Source organism: Pseudoalteromonas sp. NZS71, from assembly GCF_015864715.1.
GTDB lineage: Bacteria > Pseudomonadota > Gammaproteobacteria > Enterobacterales > Alteromonadaceae > Pseudoalteromonas > Pseudoalteromonas arctica.
The window spans coordinates 182,536-199,522 of the sequence record NZ_JADYWS010000003.1 but is presented as its reverse complement, the minus strand read 5'-3'; the positions used below and the strand labels follow the sequence as shown (position 1 = coordinate 199,522).

Annotated in this window: 16 protein-coding genes; 13 read left to right on the top strand and 3 right to left on the bottom strand. The window is 38.3% G+C overall.

What is annotated here, in order from left to right:
* The first annotated feature begins 5 nt into the window (after positions 1–5).
* Complete coding sequence (gene metL, locus I6E85_RS03100; RefSeq protein ID WP_024589893.1) at positions 6–2,351, top strand: bifunctional aspartate kinase/homoserine dehydrogenase II; 2,346 nt, start codon at positions 6–8, stop codon at positions 2,349–2,351.
* A gap of 64 nt (positions 2,352–2,415) precedes the next feature.
* Here metL and I6E85_RS03095 read toward each other — a convergent pair whose 3' ends face one another.
* On the bottom strand, positions 2,416–4,908 hold the full coding sequence (locus I6E85_RS03095) for a penicillin-binding protein 1A (RefSeq protein ID WP_197236586.1): 2,493 nt from the start codon (positions 4,906–4,908) through the stop codon (positions 2,416–2,418).
* A 130-nt stretch (positions 4,909–5,038) separates the two neighbouring features.
* Here I6E85_RS03095 and I6E85_RS03090 point away from each other — a divergent pair, with 130 nt between their 5' ends.
* From I6E85_RS03090 to I6E85_RS03050, 9 genes are all read left to right on the top strand, one after another.
* Positions 5,039–6,118: a pilus assembly protein PilM gene (locus I6E85_RS03090; RefSeq protein ID WP_024589891.1), complete on the top strand. Its 1,080-nt coding sequence runs from the start codon at positions 5,039–5,041 to the stop codon at positions 6,116–6,118.
* The gene (locus I6E85_RS03085; protein ID WP_007586268.1) at positions 6,106–6,678 is read left to right on the top strand and encodes a PilN domain-containing protein; all 573 of its coding nucleotides are present in this window, start codon (positions 6,106–6,108) and stop codon (positions 6,676–6,678) included. Before I6E85_RS03090 ends, I6E85_RS03085 begins: the two co-directional genes overlap by 13 nt.
* A complete protein-coding gene (locus I6E85_RS03080) occupies positions 6,668–7,273 on the top strand; it encodes a type 4a pilus biogenesis protein PilO (RefSeq protein WP_007586270.1) in 606 nt (201 codons plus the stop codon). The genes I6E85_RS03085 and I6E85_RS03080 overlap by 11 nt, the downstream gene beginning before the upstream one ends.
* Complete coding sequence (locus I6E85_RS03075; RefSeq protein WP_007586272.1) at positions 7,270–7,809, top strand: pilus assembly protein PilP; 540 nt, start codon at positions 7,270–7,272, stop codon at positions 7,807–7,809. Before I6E85_RS03080 ends, I6E85_RS03075 begins: the two co-directional genes overlap by 4 nt.
* Positions 7,796–9,901 carry a type IV pilus secretin PilQ gene (locus I6E85_RS03070; RefSeq protein ID WP_197102496.1) on the top strand — a complete coding sequence of 702 codons (2,106 nt, stop codon included), beginning with the start codon at positions 7,796–7,798 and terminating at the stop codon, positions 9,899–9,901. Before I6E85_RS03075 ends, I6E85_RS03070 begins: the two co-directional genes overlap by 14 nt.
* 184 nt (positions 9,902–10,085) lie before the next feature.
* Positions 10,086–10,604 carry a shikimate kinase AroK gene (aroK, locus tag I6E85_RS03065; RefSeq protein ID WP_004589350.1) on the top strand — a complete coding sequence of 173 codons (519 nt, stop codon included), beginning with the start codon at positions 10,086–10,088 and terminating at the stop codon, positions 10,602–10,604.
* 27 nt (positions 10,605–10,631) lie between these two features.
* Complete coding sequence (gene aroB, locus I6E85_RS03060; protein ID WP_010553793.1) at positions 10,632–11,702, top strand: 3-dehydroquinate synthase; 1,071 nt, start codon at positions 10,632–10,634, stop codon at positions 11,700–11,702.
* Complete coding sequence (locus tag I6E85_RS03055) at positions 11,703–13,046, top strand: AAA family ATPase (RefSeq protein WP_197236585.1); 1,344 nt, start codon at positions 11,703–11,705, stop codon at positions 13,044–13,046. It abuts the gene before it with no gap.
* Between the two features lie 53 nt (positions 13,047–13,099).
* Positions 13,100–13,957 (top strand): Dam family site-specific DNA-(adenine-N6)-methyltransferase, encoded by an 858-nt coding sequence (locus I6E85_RS03050; RefSeq protein ID WP_197236584.1) that lies wholly within the window; start codon positions 13,100–13,102, stop codon positions 13,955–13,957.
* Here I6E85_RS03050 and I6E85_RS03045 read toward each other — a convergent pair.
* Together I6E85_RS03045 and I6E85_RS03040 are read right to left on the bottom strand one after the other, a co-directional pair.
* Positions 13,914–14,099: a DUF2970 domain-containing protein gene (locus I6E85_RS03045; RefSeq protein WP_081709141.1), complete on the bottom strand. Its 186-nt coding sequence runs from the start codon at positions 14,097–14,099 to the stop codon at positions 13,914–13,916. The genes I6E85_RS03050 and I6E85_RS03045 overlap by 44 nt on opposite strands.
* 3 nt (positions 14,100–14,102) lie before the next feature.
* Positions 14,103–14,405 carry a hypothetical protein gene (locus I6E85_RS03040; protein WP_197236583.1) on the bottom strand — a complete coding sequence of 101 codons (303 nt, stop codon included), beginning with the start codon at positions 14,403–14,405 and terminating at the stop codon, positions 14,103–14,105.
* A 161-nt stretch (positions 14,406–14,566) separates the two neighbouring features.
* Between I6E85_RS03040 and rpe the strand changes: the two genes are divergently transcribed.
* From rpe to trpS, 3 genes are read left to right on the top strand one after another with little or no spacing between them, the layout of a single operon-like run.
* The gene (rpe, locus tag I6E85_RS03035; RefSeq protein ID WP_007586288.1) at positions 14,567–15,250 is read left to right on the top strand and encodes a ribulose-phosphate 3-epimerase; all 684 of its coding nucleotides are present in this window, start codon (positions 14,567–14,569) and stop codon (positions 15,248–15,250) included.
* A complete protein-coding gene (locus I6E85_RS03030; RefSeq protein ID WP_197236582.1) occupies positions 15,250–15,915 on the top strand; it encodes a phosphoglycolate phosphatase in 666 nt (221 codons plus the stop codon). The genes rpe and I6E85_RS03030 overlap by 1 nt, the downstream gene beginning before the upstream one ends.
* A 32-nt stretch (positions 15,916–15,947) precedes the next feature.
* Entirely contained in the window at positions 15,948–16,952 is a 1,005-nt protein-coding gene (gene trpS, locus I6E85_RS03025) for a tryptophan--tRNA ligase (protein ID WP_024589884.1), read from the top strand.
* Positions 16,953–16,987: the final 35 nt, after the last annotated feature.

Sequence of the window (16,987 nt, the reverse complement as noted above, 5' to 3'; positions counted from 1 at the left end):
TTAATATGGTCAATTGTGTACATAAATTTGGTGGTTCAAGTTTAAGCTCAAGTGAGCGATACCAAAGCGTAGCAAAAATAATAATTACACATACTCAACCGGGTGATTGTGTGGTGGTATCGGCTGCGGGTAAGACAACCGATACGCTAGTATTACTTTGGCAAAGCTATCAAAAACAAGATACTCAAGCAGTAGCTGATATTTTACTGCAGTTAAATAACCATCAAAGTGATTTAATAAAGCAGCTATTAGAAGCCGATTTCAAACGAAGTGCACTTAAAACACTAAGTATCGAACTTAGCTATATTGCAGAACTTGCTCAAGCTGAGCAGCTAAAAGAGGCTGCATTACTTGCACATGGCGAACTGTGGTCAGCACGTTTACTCGCTACTTATTTACAGCAGCTAAATATTGAGGCATGCGCTCAAGATGCACGTACTCTTTTTACCTTAAATGATGGCGAATTAATGCATGCGCAAAATGCGCAGCAATGTGGGCAGTTAATTTTGCCTAATAAAATAAATGTTGTTACTGGGTTTATTGCCGCAGATATCAAAGGCGAGACTGTAACACTTGGCCGAAATGGCAGTGACTACAGTGCAACACTACTTGCAAATTATTGCAATGCTAAGCAAGTATGTATTTGGACTGATACACAGGGGGTGTATAGCACTGATCCTCGCAAGGTACAAAAAGCGATTAAATACGGCAAAATTTGCCGTGGGCAGGCTAATTTATTAGCTCGTTTGGGTAACCCTGTATTACATGCAAAAACACTATCGCCTCTTAAAAACACAGATATTAAGCTAGCTGTTCGCAGTAGTTTTGACGTACAAGCAAGTCCAACAGATATAGTAAAAGAAGGTTCAGCGAAGAAAAAGCGCTTTATAACTACGTTGCAAAATGTTGACCTATTAATGGTTGAAGGATTAAGTGAAGGTGAGGTTGCAAGTGTTAGTCAGCTTATTCAGCATAGCCTTCATCACTTTAACCATAATGGTGAAGTGTATTTAGTAGTACCTGCAGCACAAACTTATCTGGTTATTAATTATTTTGCGGGTAGGGCAAATATTAGCGAGTCAAATTTAAACGGTTGTGCAATTGTAGCGCCTGAGCAAGACGTTAATACATTAAGCTTACAAGCATTAGATTTATTAAAACTCCACAGCATAAAACCTCGTTTTGTCCATCAAGATACTGGCTATGCTTTATTGCTTACCGATCAATTTATAGATAGTGATATACAAAGTGACTTACACGATAAGCTAATTAATAAAGGCCAAGAAATCGCAATTATAGTTGCGGGGCTTGGTAACGTTGGCGACGTTTTCATTAAACAGTTATCGGCACAATTTGAGCGTTTATCGGATGACTTTAGTATTAAATTAGTCGGTCTAATTCGCTCTAAAAAAATGCTGTTTAATGCAAGTGGTATTAATACACAGCAATGGAAAACTCAATGGCAGCATGAGGCAAATAGCTATCAATCTGCAGATTTACTGAATGCTATAAATGAGCTCGATTACGAGCATAAAATTGTAATTGATATTACCGCAAGTGAACAATTTAGCTTGTTATATCCAGACTTTGTAGATAGAAACTGTCATTTAATTAGTGCTAATAAATACGCTGGAACAGCACCGACTACTTGGTATAAAGCACTTCGTAGTAATATTACAGAACGTAATTTACATTGGCGATATAACACCAGTGTAGGCGCTGGCTTACCTATTAACTTTGCTTTGGCTGATTTGCAAAATAGTGGCGATAAAATAACACGTATAGAAGGTGTTTTCTCAGGCACGCTTTCGTGGCTATGCAGTAAATATGATGGAACAAGGCCATTTTCTGAGTTGCTACTGGAAGCTCAGAAAATGGGATTCACAGAGCCAGACCCTCGCGAAGATTTATCTGGGCGAGATATGCAGCGTAAGCTACTTATTTTAGCCCGAGAGCTAGGTGTTGAGCTTGAACTTGACGATATTAGCTTATCAGCATTGATGCCAGATGAGCTTGCGCTGGGAAGTTGGGATGACTTTTTAAATAAAAAAGCACAGCTAGACGCGTTCATCGAAGAGCATGCAGTGACAGCAAAGTCTAAAAATTCAGTACTTAGATATACGGGCTTGTTAGAAATCACACAAGGTGAAGTAATTGCTAAAGTGGGAATAGCGTATGTGCCTAATGGCGATGCGTTAGCAAACCTTACACCTGGCGATAATATTTTTGTAATTAATAGCAAATGGTATAGCGATAATGCATTAGTGATTCAGGGGCCAGGAGCGGGTAGGGAAGTGACCGCTGCGGGTGTGCACTCTGATTTATATTGGCTTGTTCAAAACTTAAAATAAAACTTTGGTTTAAACAAAAACGGCAGCTTAAATAAGCTGCCGTTTTTGTATTACATACATATTATTAAAATAGCTCTTCTTCTGTTTTAGTGTCTTCTTCAAATATATCGTTAGGCTGAGATAGCACATACTTTGTAGGTGCAGTACCTTTTTCAAAATATTCAAATCGACTCGTGTAGTCATTTTTATGGCTTAATAAACCAGTAGCTAAATCAATACGAATAGAAACAAGTCCCTCAGGCGGCTCAATTGGGGCTTCAGGCTTGCCTTCAAGTGCCGCTTTCATAAATTCAACCCAAGCTGGCTGCGCGGTTTTAGCGCCAGATTCCGCACCTGATATTTGGCTGCTATCTAGGTTGTTATTATACGTAGAGCGACCAAGAGCGTTGCCCGGGTTATCAAAACCAACCCAAACTGAGGTCATCACATTACTATTAAAACCGCTAAACCAGGTATCTACTGAGTCATTAGTTGTGCCTGTTTTACCTGAAATGTCGCGACGATCTAGCGCTTGTGCTCGCCAACCGGTTCCACTCCAACCTGTTTTATGAGCCCAGCTACCACCCCCCCAAATTGCACTATTCATAGCATCAGCAATTAAAAATGCATTTTGCTTAGAAATAATTCTCGGCGCACATTTTTTCGTTTGCTCCATTTCATCATCACTATTATGCATTGAGAGTGCATTGTGTGTTGGCAAAGGCTCTTCGTCACAGGCAAGAGCAGGGTTTGCTTTAAACAATACATTGCCGTAAGCGTCTTGAATTTCTGAGATAAAGTAAGGTTCAATTAAATGACCGCCATTGGCAAATGTGCTCATGCCTCTTGCAAGTTCAAGCGGGGTAATAGAAGCACTACCAAGTGCTAATGATTCACTACGGTTAATGTCAGCGTCTTTAAAACCAAATTTTAGTAAGTGATCAGCTGTACGTTGCAATCCAACACCACGTAGTAAGCGCACCGAAATAACGTTTTTAGACTGTGCTAAAGCACGGCGAATTCGAATAGGACCGTTGTAAACAGCAGGGCTGTTTTTAGGACGCCATGCTACGCCTTGGCTCTTATCCCATTGGTTTATAGGTGCATCATTTAATATAGACGCAAGCGTGTAACCTTTTTCAAGTGCTGCTGAATATATAAAAGGTTTTATATTAGAACCTACTTGACGCTTAGCTTGTATCGCTCGATTGTATTGACTTTGCTCAAAGCTGTAACCCCCTACAATAGCTTTTATTCTACCGTCTTGTGGATCGAGGGATACAATAGCGCTTGATGCTTCTGGTATTTGGCTTAATAAGTAGCTGTTATCTTCGTTTTGACGTACCCATATTTGCATACCTGGCGTTAAAATATCAGTAGCTGCTTTTGGAGCAAAGCTTTGGCGGTAGCGAGTAATATACTTACGCGCCCATTTTAAACTATCCCAACTGAGAGTTGTTTGCTCACCGTTTTTAAGTAGTACTGTAGCTGTTTTATTATTAACACTGAGTACTGCTGCAACTTTTAAAGTGCCTAACTCATTTACGCTCTGTAATTTATTGAGTATTTGTTGCTCAGTTAAAGCTGGTTGTGTTTCAGGATTCCATAAAACATCAGTTGGACCTCTAAAACCATGACGCATATCGTAACTGTGTAAGTTATTTACAAGTGCGTTTTGCGCTGCTTTTTGAACCTTTGACTCTACTGAGGTAAAAATTTTAAAACCAGAGTTGTAGGCTTTATCTACCCCATAGCGCGAAACCATTTCAGCGCGCACCATTTCAGAGATATACGGTGCGTATAAGTTTATTTCTGCACCGTGAAAATAAGCGGTGATAGGTTGGCTAGTTGCTTCGTTATATTCTTCTTGAGTAATATAATTTTCAGTTAATAAACGGCCTAAAACTACATTTCGGCGTGCTTTTGCACGCGTTGGGTTACGAATTGGGTTTAAAGCAGAAGGTGCTTTAGGTAAACCTGCAATCATCGCCATTTGTGCAAGTGTTAAATCTTTTAGCTCTTTACCGTAATAAACTTGCGCTGCTGCACCAATACCGAAAGCACGATTACCTAATTCTATTTTATTAAGGTAAAGCTCTAAAATTTCGTCTTTTGTTAACACTCCTTCAATATGAAGCGCTATAAATATTTCTTTAACTTTACGGATATACGCTTTTTCGCGTGTTAAAAAGAAATTACGAGCAAGCTGCATAGTAATAGTACTTGCACCTTGTTTTTTCTCGCCAGTAGATATAAGAACAACAGCCGAACGTACTATACCAATAGGGTCTATGCCTATATGATCGTAAAATCGATTATCTTCTGTCGCTAAAAATGCATTAATGAGTGTTTGAGGAATTTCATCAATAGTCACTGGAATACGACGTTTTTCACCAAATTGATTGATTAAAAGCCCATCTTTAGTGAATACTTGCATAGGAGTTTGTAATTGCACGTCTTTTAAAACTTGCACACTGGGGATATCAGGTTTAACGTAGTAATAAAGACTGATCAAAGTAATCAGACCAATTAACACACAAATGATAAAAAATTGTAAAGTTCGTTTTAATAAAATCACTTATATTTCCCTAAATGGACTCCCAATTGCGAGTTTTGACTGCTAGTATATATTGATTAAAAAATGAATAATATTTTTTCATATAAAAATTATAACTTGTTTATTATTAAAACAAAGGCCAAGTTGAAACATGCTAAGTCAACTATTTCAAAAACCGTCCCAAATGATGGTAGGAATTGATATTGGATCGCACTCTATTAAGGCTGTGCTTTTACGTGAAATTGAAACTGGATTTCGACTCGAAGCACTTGCAATTGAGCCGATGCCAAAAGGCGCTATGAGTGAGCGCACAATTCAAGATATTGAAGCGATTGGTAACGTAATTACAAAATTAAGAAAAAAATTACCAAAGTCGTTAAAATCTGCAGCAGTGGCTGTTTCTGGCCAAACAGTCATTACAAAAGTGATCTTCATGGATGTATCGTTAACTGATGCTGAACTTGAGTCGCAAATTGAAATTGAAGCCGATAGTTTAATTCCATATCCTCTTGATGAAGTGAGCCTCGACTTTGAGAAGCTTTCGACGAATGAGGCCGATCCTAGTAAAATGAATGTTTTGCTTTCAGCTGCTCGTACTGAGAGTGTAGAAGCGCGAGTTGGCGCTTTAGAAGCTGCAAATTTAGAAGCTAAAATAGTTGATGTAGAAAGCTATGCATTAAGTCGTGCAATGGATGTGTATTACCAACAATTACCTAGCGACGCATTTAATAAATGTGTGGCTGTGGTTGATATTGGTGCGGTTTTAATGCTCGTGAGCGTTGTTCAAGCTGGGGAAACAATTTATACACGTGACCAAGTTTTTGGTGGCGACCAATATACAAATAGTATTGTTGCTTATTATAATAAAGGATTTGATGAAGCTGAAATTGGTAAAACATCAGGTGATTTACCGCCAAACTACACATTTGAAGTATTAGCCCCCTTTCAAACTTCGTTACTTCAACAAGTGCGACGCGCGGTGCAAATGTTTTTAACAACCAGTGGCAAAGAGCAAATCGACTATATTGTATTAACAGGTGGTACATCGATGATTAAAGGTATTGACCGATTACTCATTGAAGAACTAGGTATTCACTCTGTCGTTGCTGAGCCTTTTGAAAATATGGAAATTTCTCCAAAAGTAGATCGTAATGTAATGCAGCGTCACAAAACGCAGTTTGCAATTGCGACAGGGTTGGCATTAAGGAGCTTTTCAACATGCCACATATAAATCTACTTCCTTGGCGTGAATCGCAGCGCGAAGAATCGAAAAAGAAATTTGTAACTATACTTATTGGTGTCGTTATACTTTGTTTTGCGAGTATGTACTTATTAAGCTCTTTTTATAGTGCATTAAAAGACGGTCAAAACTTAAAGAATAACTATTTAAGCTCAGAAATTAGCATGCTAGATAAAAAAATAAGTGAAATTAGAAGTTTAGATAAAAGAAAAGAAAACTTACAACAGCGTATGAGGCTCATTGAAGAATTACAAAGCAGCCGTAATTTGGGTACGCAAATAATGGATGAAGTTGCCAAAATAGTACCGGGTGGGGTTTATTTAACAAAACTCGAGCGCAGAGGCAGCCAAATACATGTATTGGGACGTAGTGAATCTAATAACCGTTTATCAACAATGCTGCGCCAAGTACAAAGCTCATATTTACTAGAGAATCCTTCAATGCAAGGCATTGTTGCAGGCGATCAATCTTCGCGTTTACTTAGTGATTTTAATATGGAATTTTATGTAAAACCATTTGATAAAATTGGTGAGGTTAGCGATGAGCCTTGATTTTAAAGCACTGAGTGAAATTGATTGGAATGAAATAGAGCTCGATAACATTGGCGATTGGCCTATTGCAGTTAAAGCAATTTGCTGTACGTTTGTTGCCGGACTTGTATTGTTTTTTAGTTATAGCCTATTAGTTTCTGATGAAATTGATAGTTACCACAGTGCAGTTGCGAAAGAGGTCGAGTTACGCACAACTTATCGCACTAAATACGCAGTCGCGAGTAAGCTTGAGATCTACCGTCAACAAATGATTGAAATGGAAGATAAGTTTTCACAATTATTAAAACGTTTACCTACCTCTAACGAAACCCCTGGTTTACTTGATGATTTGTCGTATGTTGGCACAACAAGTGGTCTGACTTTTTTAAAAATAGGTTGGTTACCAGAAGTCGAGAAAGAATTTTATACTGAATTACCGATTAAAATAGAAGTGATAGGGACCTACCATGAATTTGGTGAGTTTGTGGGTAAAGTAGCTCAGTTACCACGAATTGTAAGCTTACATGACTTTTCTATCTTATCATCGGGCGATAAACAGTTAACATTTAGTGTTGTTGCAAAAACATATCGCTATGAAGAAGGGGTTAAAAAATGAAGCTCCTTCGCGTAGTACCTGTAGTAATGGTGTTTGTTTTGAGTGGTTGTAATGATGATACGTCTGAGCAAAAAGAATTTATTGATCAAGTAAAAGCAAGCACAACACCAAAGGTTGAATCAATTCCTGAGCTGACAAAGTTTGAAATATTTGAGTACAGTGCTGGTCAGCTACGTAGCCCGTTTGTAGCGCCTCAGCCTGAGATAATCCAAAATAAATTAACGCAAGTAAAAAACTGTTTGCACCCAGATCAAGAGCGTCGCCGCGAACCGTTAGAAAAATACCCGCTAGATAACTTAGCAATGAAAGGCACAATTGGTTCTAGTGGACAAATATGGGCATTAATAACAGCAGCTGACGCTACTTTGCATCGTGTAACGGTAGGGAATTACCTTGGTAGTTATGATGGCAAAGTAAAAACAGTAAGTAACGACTATATAGAGTTAGTGGAATTAATCCCTGATGGGTCTGGCTGTTGGAAAGAGCGCTTGACTAAATTAGAAATGTTAGAGGCGGCAACAGATGGCGCAAATTAATAATAAAAAAGGTAAAAATAGCATGCATAAGGATGTACTTTGGCTTCATCGTATTTCACGAACATTACTGGCTGCTGTTGCTTTAGTCACTGTAAATTCAGCCGTTGCAGGGCCGTTACTTTATGATGTTCGTTATAATCCATTACTTAAAGGCGAAACTGAGTTACAGCTTGTTTTTGATGAAGAGTTAACGCTTGAACCAAAAGTTCAGGTGTTTAATAGCCCAGCCCGAATCGAAATGTTTTTTGATACCGCAGAGTTAGAGGTTGGTTTAAACGATGTTGAAGTTAATCAAGCTGGAATTAGCAGTGTTACTAATGTTTTAACTAACAGTGGTTTAAAGGTAACGGTAAACTTAGATAGATTAAAAATTTATGAAACTGAAGTTCATAACAACTTAGTATCAATACGCGTGTCTGATAATCCTCTTACAGAATCTGAAAATGAAGATGTAGCGATGGACTCAGGTGACGTAAGTGGAAATTACATCAACCGTATCCAATCAATTGATTTTAGACGTGGTGAAAAGGGCGAAGCGAAAGTACTCGTATTTTTACAAGACACTCAAGCTGCAATTGAAGTCCATGAAAGTGGCGGTAAAATTTACGCTGACTTTCATCACACCGATATTTTAGATGACCTACTTTATGAATTAGATGTATTAGATTTTGGTACTGTTGTAAGTAATATCGAGACTTTTAAAGAAGACGGATTAAGTCGTGTCGTTATTGAGCCAAACGCTCAGTTTACATTTACGTACCAGCAAATAGATAATATTTTAACGCTGACGGTAGAAAAAGATGAAACGCAAAACGCCTATTTAGATGGTGGCGTTGAGTATCAAGGTCGCCCTATGACCTTAAATTTTCAAGATATCTCTGTGCGAGCAGCACTACAAATTATTGCGGGTTATAACGATTTTAACTTAGTAACCAGTGATTCAGTGACAGGTAATATAACACTGCGCTTAGATGGCGTACCGTGGGATCAAGCGCTTGACGTAGTATTGCGTATTAAAGGGCTAGACAAACGCATGGATGGCTCTATTTTAATGGTAGCGCCTGCAGAGGAGCTTGCGGCACGTGAAGCTAAAGATTTAAAAGCTAAACAGCAAGTTGAAGACTTAGAACCACTCTATAGTGAATACATTCGATTAAACTATGCTAAAGCCGAAAATTTTGCTGACTTATTAAAAACAGATACGAACAGCATTATAACTGCCCGCGGTAGTGTATCGGTTGATCAGCGTACAAATACTTTATTGGTAAAAGATACTGTAAAGAGTATAGAAAACATTCGCCGGATGATAGAAACACTCGATATTCCGGTACAGCAGGTTGTAATCGAATCTCGAATGGTAACTGTGCGCGATAACGTTACTGAAGACTTAGGCGTACGCTGGGGCTTTAGTGATCAAGGCAGTAGTGTTGGTATTTCTGGCTCCCTTGAAGGCGCTGAAGGTATTTATAATGCGACATCAACTTCAAATGCGCCAAGTATTTCAGATCGATTAAATGTAAATTTACCAATTTCTAATCCTGCGGCCAGTATTGGTTTGCACATAGCAAAATTGGCTAACGGTACATTAATTGATTTAGAGCTAAGTGCTCTTGAAGAAGAGAATAAAGGCGAAATTATTGCTAGCCCGCGTATCATAGCGGCTAATCAGCAAAAAGCGCGAATAGAGCAAGGTACTGAAATCCCTTACACTGAGTCAGCTTCAAGTGGTGCTACTACTGTAAGCTTTAAAAAAGCGGTACTAAGCTTAGAAGTGACACCTCATATCACACCTGATAATAAAGTAATTCTAGACTTAATTATTACTCAAGATACTCGTGGTGATACTGTACAAACGGGAACAGGTGAAGCAGTGTCTATTGATACCCAAGAGATTCAAACTCAAGTGTTAGTTGAGAATGGACAAACCGTAGTACTCGGTGGTATTTTCCAGCAGCAGATCATTAATACTACGAGTAAAGTGCCAATTTTAGGTGACATTCCTTACGTAGGAAGACTATTTAAAACCACAAGTGAGTTTAATGAAAAGCGTGAATTACTTATTTTTGTGACACCAAAAATACAAATTGATTAAAATACAGTGGTTTTATGTTAACCAACGGGTGATTATTTAGATTAATTGCTCGTTATATGGCTTTTTATGCTAATTGACTTGAAATACCCCCGCAATTACTGAGATAATCCCCTCCTTAATTTTGGGGCCAGGTCGTTAGGCGGGGTTTTATTTCAAATTTTAGAGTTTGTTTGTACTAAAAGATATGGCTGAGAAACGTAATATATTTCTAGTTGGCCCCATGGGGGCTGGCAAAAGCACGATTGGTCGTCACATCGCTGACCAATTACACCTTGAATTTGTTGATTCTGATCAAGAAATCGAACGCCGCACAGGTGCAGATATTGCATGGGTATTCGATCTTGAAGGTGAAGAAGGCTTTAGACTTCGAGAAGAGTCTGTTATTGGCGATTTAACCGAGATGCAAGGTATTGTACTTGCTACCGGTGGTGGTTCAGTAATGAGCAAAGAAGTTCGAAACAAGCTTTCGGCTCGAGGTATCGTTGTATACCTAGAGACACCTATAGAGAAGCAAGTTGCACGCACGCAACGCGACAAGCGTCGCCCATTACTGCAAACTGAAGAAGCACCTCGTAACGTACTAGAGCGCTTAGCAGAAGAACGCGAGCCACTATACAAAGAAGTTGCTGATTTTGTTGTACGTACCGATGAGCAAAGCGCTAAAGTTGTTGCTAACCAAATCATCGAGAAATTAGATTTTTAAAAACCAATAATAAAGGAATAGCCAAGCATGCTTAAATTAACTGTTAATTTGGACGAGCGAAGTTATCCTATTTATATTGGGCAATCTGCACTTCAAGATAATGGCCGCCTGGTTCACCACATTGGTGATTGTCGGCCTATCATCATTACTAATGACACAATAGCGCCTTTATATTTGCAAAGGTTACTTGATTCATTAGCTGATCTAAATCCGCTATCTTTTATTATTCCTGACGGTGAGCAATATAAATCACTGGAATGGTTTGAAAAAATATCAGCATTTTTACTACAAAATAACTGTGGCCGAGATACGTGTTTAATTGCGTTAGGTGGCGGTGTTGTAGGTGACCTAACTGGTTTTGTAGCGGCTTGTTATCAGCGCGGCGTACCGTTTATTCAAATACCAACGACAGTGCTTTCACAGGTTGATTCATCGGTAGGTGGAAAAACGGCAGTAAATCATCCGTTAGGTAAAAATATGATAGGGGCATTTTATCAGCCTCAAGCGGTTTTTATTGATACGCAAACATTACACACTCTACCTGCACGAGAGTTTGCAGCAGGTATGGCTGAGGTAATTAAGTATGGTCTGATTTACGATACCGAATTATTTGCCTATTTAGAGCGAAATGTGACTAATTTACAGCAACTAGATGAAGCATGCTTACAGCATATCATTTTTAGATGTTGTGAAATAAAAGCGCTTATAGTTGCTCAAGATGAAAAAGAACATGGCTTACGAGCTTTGTTAAACTTAGGCCATACATTTGCCCATGCAATTGAGGCACAGATGGGTTATGGCGTTTGGTTACACGGCGAAGCTGTTGCAACAGGAATGGTATTAGCAGCTAAACTTGCCAAGACACGCCAAGATTTAAGCGCAGATGAAGTTGATCGAATTATTAAGCTGCTTGAGCTATATAATTTACCAACAGAAATTCCAAAGCAAATGACTAGCGAGCAGTTTTTAACGCATATGCGTAAAGACAAAAAGAATAAAAAAGGCACTATCCGCTTTATTCTACCTACCCAATTTGGCCAGTGTGCATTAGTTGATAATGTATCTGATGATCAAGTTAGAGACTTAATCGAGCAGTAAATGCAGTCACAAATTTTACCAAGCCGTGCGGCTTTGGTGGATAGAATCGCACTGCAATTTGAGTACGGGCAAAATTTAATTGTTTTACTTGGCACTTCTGGGCTAGGTAAAAGTTATATGCTCGAAACCTTCATTACAGATAAATACAACGACTTTAATAAAGCCTTCGTGCAAGTAAGTGCGCAAATGACTGATGCTCAGCTAATGAGTGAGTTATTAGAGCAAAGCTTTAACTCTCCCCTGATTGATCATAACTTAAGTTTACCTGAAAACTATTACCAATTACTGCAGCAGCAACCATGCGGGCCATGTTTATGGGTACTTGATGGCGGTAGGCAATTATCTGATGAGATGTTAATTGAGCTTGAGTTACTTTCTAAAAACAGCCCAAATACGCTATATATTATAATAGCTTCACAGTCTAAACTGGCTTTAAATAACGCTGTTGAAATTTATCTGGAGCCGCTAACGCTTCGAGAAAGCAAGATGTTATTGCAGTGGTACTTTACAGACTTACCCTATGATGAAGACCCTGTATTTAGTACTTTTTTAGCTGAGGCTCACGGTAATCCCAGCTTATTGCTTGCTTGGCAACCTAGTGAGCACATAGCCGATATTATTGTTAAAGACAAAGTGTCTTGGCGATTACACTTATTGATTTTGATGTTGCTGATTATGCTTTTAATTATTGGTCTGCTTTATAAGTCGGATATGACGCAGTGGTGGCAACAGTATTATCAGCAAGAAGAAACACAAGTAGTAAATACAGCAATATCTATAGAGCAAGTAAGTGAGCCGGCTATAAAGAAAAATGACTCAATAATTAACTTAAATGAACTTGAAGTAGTTGAGCCAGATATTAAGGCAGAGCGTGTACACATTAATGATGTGCCTGCCATAATGCAAAGCCTTACCGAACCTGGCAACACAGTTAACGTATTAGACAATGATGTTGATGATAGTACTAATAATAAAAGCAGTGTATCAAGTGACGTTAAATCTGAAGCTCTAAAAGTAAATACAGCAGAGCAAACCCAGAGTAGCCAAGATAATATATGGTACATGCAGCAAATAGATACAAATAGTGTTATTCAATTATTAGCCGTAACTCAGCAGGAAGTTAGCGATAATTTTATTGCTCAATTCAATCTACAGCAGCAAACTCATACTTACCAAACAAAGCGAAATAATAAAATATGGTGGGTTGTTACATTTGGCAGTTTTGAAAGTATAAACGAAGCAAAATCAGCAATGGATACTTTATCTGCTGAGGTTAGAAAAAATAAACCTTTCTATAAAAAAATTAGTAAAATAAAGCAAGAAATAGCACTCGTTGATCAGTAAAACACACTGCTTTAGTGTAAAATCGCGCAACACCAGATTGAAGTAAAGAGCCAATGCAGCAAAAGAGTAGAGCCTTCCTTAAATGGGCCGGCGGAAAATACAGCCTAGTTGAAAATATTAATGCGCGATTAAACCAAGCTAGCAAGAATGCTGATACGTTGGTTGAACCTTTTGTTGGTGCAGGCTCTGTGTTTTTAAATAGTGACTTTAAACACTATATTCTCAACGATATAAATGCAGACTTAATTAACTTATACAAAGAGCTAAAAAGCTCTCCAGATGAGCTGATTAGTGACGCTAAAAAGTTATTTGTAGATTTGAATAATCACGCAGATGCTTATTACGAATATCGTGTGCAGTTTAATCAAAGTCGTGATGTATATGAACGTTCAATATTGTTTTTATACATGAACCGCCATGGTTACAACGGACTCTGTAGGTATAATTTAAAAGGTATTTTTAATGTGCCTTTTGGTAAATATAAAAAGCCTTACTTTCCTGAAAAAGAAATGTATTTTTTTGCTGAAAAAGCACAAAAAGCAACCTTTACCTGTTTAGATTACGATGACGTTTTTAAGTTAGTGCCTAACAATGCAGTTATTTATTGCGACCCACCTTATGTACCATTAAGTAAAACCGCTTCTTTTACGTCTTACGCTAAAGGGGGGTTTAATTTAGATGATCAGGCTAATTTGGCTAATCTGGCTGAGAAGGCTGCCTTTGAAAATGATACACCAGTGCTTATCTCTAATCACGATACCGTATGGACTCGAAAAATTTATAGCCAAGCATCACTTGACCAAATTCAAGTAAAGCGCACTATTAGCCCCAAAGGTGGCTCTAGAAATAAAGTTGACGAGTTGATGGCTATGTATTTAGCACCCAAGCAACCACTGCGTAAATTGCGATAACAAAAGCAATAAATAGTACAATCGCAATTAGGATGATAGAGATAGGAGAGTGTTGTTTAAAATCGACTTGGCGTTTATTTTCAGATTGAACACCAAAAAATGCTGCTAGTACACTTTGCAACGCACTAAAAAATTGCAGCATTATTTAAAATAAAGGTTTTAAAGATGGAGTGTTTTTAGAATCATCAGAGCTAGTAAGTAGCTCTAGTAAATCGAGGTAATGAAACTGAGCACTACGGCTATCGCCAGTTAACCACGAAAACCACGATGACTCTTCTTCAGCTTTAATACACGTGATTGTAGTTAATGTGTTTTGAGCACTTACCACTTGTGTATTATGACAATTACCCACTGAGCTTAATTCTTGCTCAGAGCTTGAACCAAAGCTAAGCGCCCCGATAAGCAGTAATGCCGACGCAATTAATATCCCAGTTTTAAAAGCACGCATGATGAAATCCAATAATTTGTTACTTTTTTAATCATAGCAAATATTGATTAAAAATCAAACTTAAAGTTACCTGAAATAGGGGCTATTACGCCATATTACTTGGGTAACATCTTCAATTAAGTTACATTAACGCAATACACTATTTATTGATGGAGTTAATCATGTTTAACCCAGAGCAAAAATATTTAATAGCCCCTTCTATTTTGTCTGCTGATTTTGCAAAACTAGGCGAAGATGTTGATAAAGTACTCGAAGCGGGCGCTGACGTGGTTCACTTTGATGTAATGGATAATCACTATGTACCTAATCTCACAATTGGTCCTATGGTGTGTAAAGCACTAAGAGATTACGGCATTACAGCACCTATCGACGTACACTTAATGGTTAAGCCTGTAGATAGTCTTATTCCATTGTTTGCAGAGGCTGGCGCATCAATTATTACTTTTCATCCAGAAGCCAGTGAGCACGTCGATCGTACAATACAGTTAATAAAAGATCACGGCTGTAAAGCAGGCTTAGTGTTTAACCCTGCTACAAGCTTAAGTTATTTAGATCATGTTATTGATAAGCTAGATACCATTTTACTTATGTCGGTTAACCCAGGTTTTGGCGGGCAAAGCTTTATCCCTCATACGCTTGAAAAATTACGCCAAGCTAAGCAACGCATTATTGAATCGGGTCGAGATATTCGCTTAGAGGTTGATGGCGGCATTAAAGTCGATAACATTGCAGCAGCAGCACAAGCAGGCGCTGATATGTTTGTTGCAGGCTCAGCTATTTTTAACCAACCAGATTACAAAGTTGTGATTGATCAAATGCGTGAGCAGCTTGGAAGTGTTAAGTAATGAAATACGATATAGCCTTATTTGATTTAGATGGTACCTTAGTTGATAGCGTTTACGACTTGTATATTTCTATTAACCTAACCTTGAGTGACCTCGCTTTTCCTATTGTTAGCCAACGCTTGGTCGAAAGCTGGGTCGGTAATGGGGTTGAAGTCCTCGTTAAACGCGCTTTGAGTGGTGATATGCAAGTGAGTGAGCATCTAGATGAGTCACTTAGTAGTAAAGCAATATTACAGTTTTATAAGCACTATGAACAACAAGTTGGTGAGTATAGTGTTTTGTACCAACATGTAGAAACCGGGCTTGCAGCACTTCGTGGTATGTCTAAAGCACTAATCACTAATAAGTCTCGAATATTTACAGAAAAACTACTTGATAAACTGGCACTAACGAGTCATTTTGATGTGATTGTATGCGGTGACGATATGGCAAAAAAACCATCGCCAGATCCATTGTTATTTGCCTGTAAAAAACTAAAGGTTGAACCTAGTAAAGCGATAATGATAGGTGATTCTAAAAGCGATATACTTGCAGCTAAAGCCGCTAATATAGACGTAATCGCACTTAGTTACGGCTATAACCAAGGTGAAAATCTCAAGGATTATAATCCACAGTACCTATGCGATCACTTCTTAGATATAATACCTGTTCTAACGCAGCGTTAAATATTATTAATTAAGCAAAATAAAGGAAAATCATGAGTAAACCAGTAGTTTTAAGCGGCATTCAGCCAACCGGTGGTATGACAATAGGCAACTATGTTGGCGCTATTAACCAGTGGCTAAAGTTACAGGAAGACCACGAAAGTTTCTTTATGTTAGTAGACTTACACGCTATTACGGTTCGCCAAGAGCCTGAATTACTGCGCTCTCGAGTGTTGGATGGTATTGCTCTTTACGCGGCATGTGGCATTGATCCTGAAAAATCTGCGTTATTTGTACAATCACAAGTACCTGAACACGCACAGTTAGCGTGGGTATTAAATTGTTACGCGCAAATGGGTGAGCTTAATCGAATGACTCAGTTTAAAGACAAGTCATCTAAGCATGCAAATAACGTAAACGTGGGCTTATTTTCATATCCGGTATTGCAAGCTGCGGATATTTTATTATACCAAGCTGATCAAGTACCCGTTGGTGAAGATCAAAAGCAACACTTAGAGCTTACTCGCGATATAGCAACACGCTTTAATAATTTATACGGCGACGTATTTAAATTACCAGAGCCGTACATTCCTGAGTTTGGTGCACGCGTAATGAGCTTGCAAGACCCACTTAAAAAGATGTCTAAGTCTGACGAAAACCCAAATGGTTACATCATGTTATTAGATGAGCCTAAACAAATTGTGAAAAAGCTTAAAAAAGCAGTAACAGATTCAGATGAACAAGCACGTATATATTTTGATCGCACAGAAAAGCCTGGCGTATCAAACTTGCTTACTTTATTGAGTGTTGCAACTAAGCGCTCAATAGAAGACCTAGTTCCTGAGTATGAAGATAAAATGTATGGCCATTTAAAGAAAGATACAGCAGATGCAGTTGTAAACATGATTGAGCCAATTCAAGCTCGCTTTAAAGAGATCAGAGAAGATCAAAACCTACTTAATAGCATAATGAAATCAGGTGCTGAAAAAGCAAGTGTACGTGCTGAGAAAACATTGAAATCGGTATACGATGCGCTTGGTTTTATTCCTCGCGGGTAAGTTTATTAAAATAAAAAAATGCCGCTTGTTAGCGG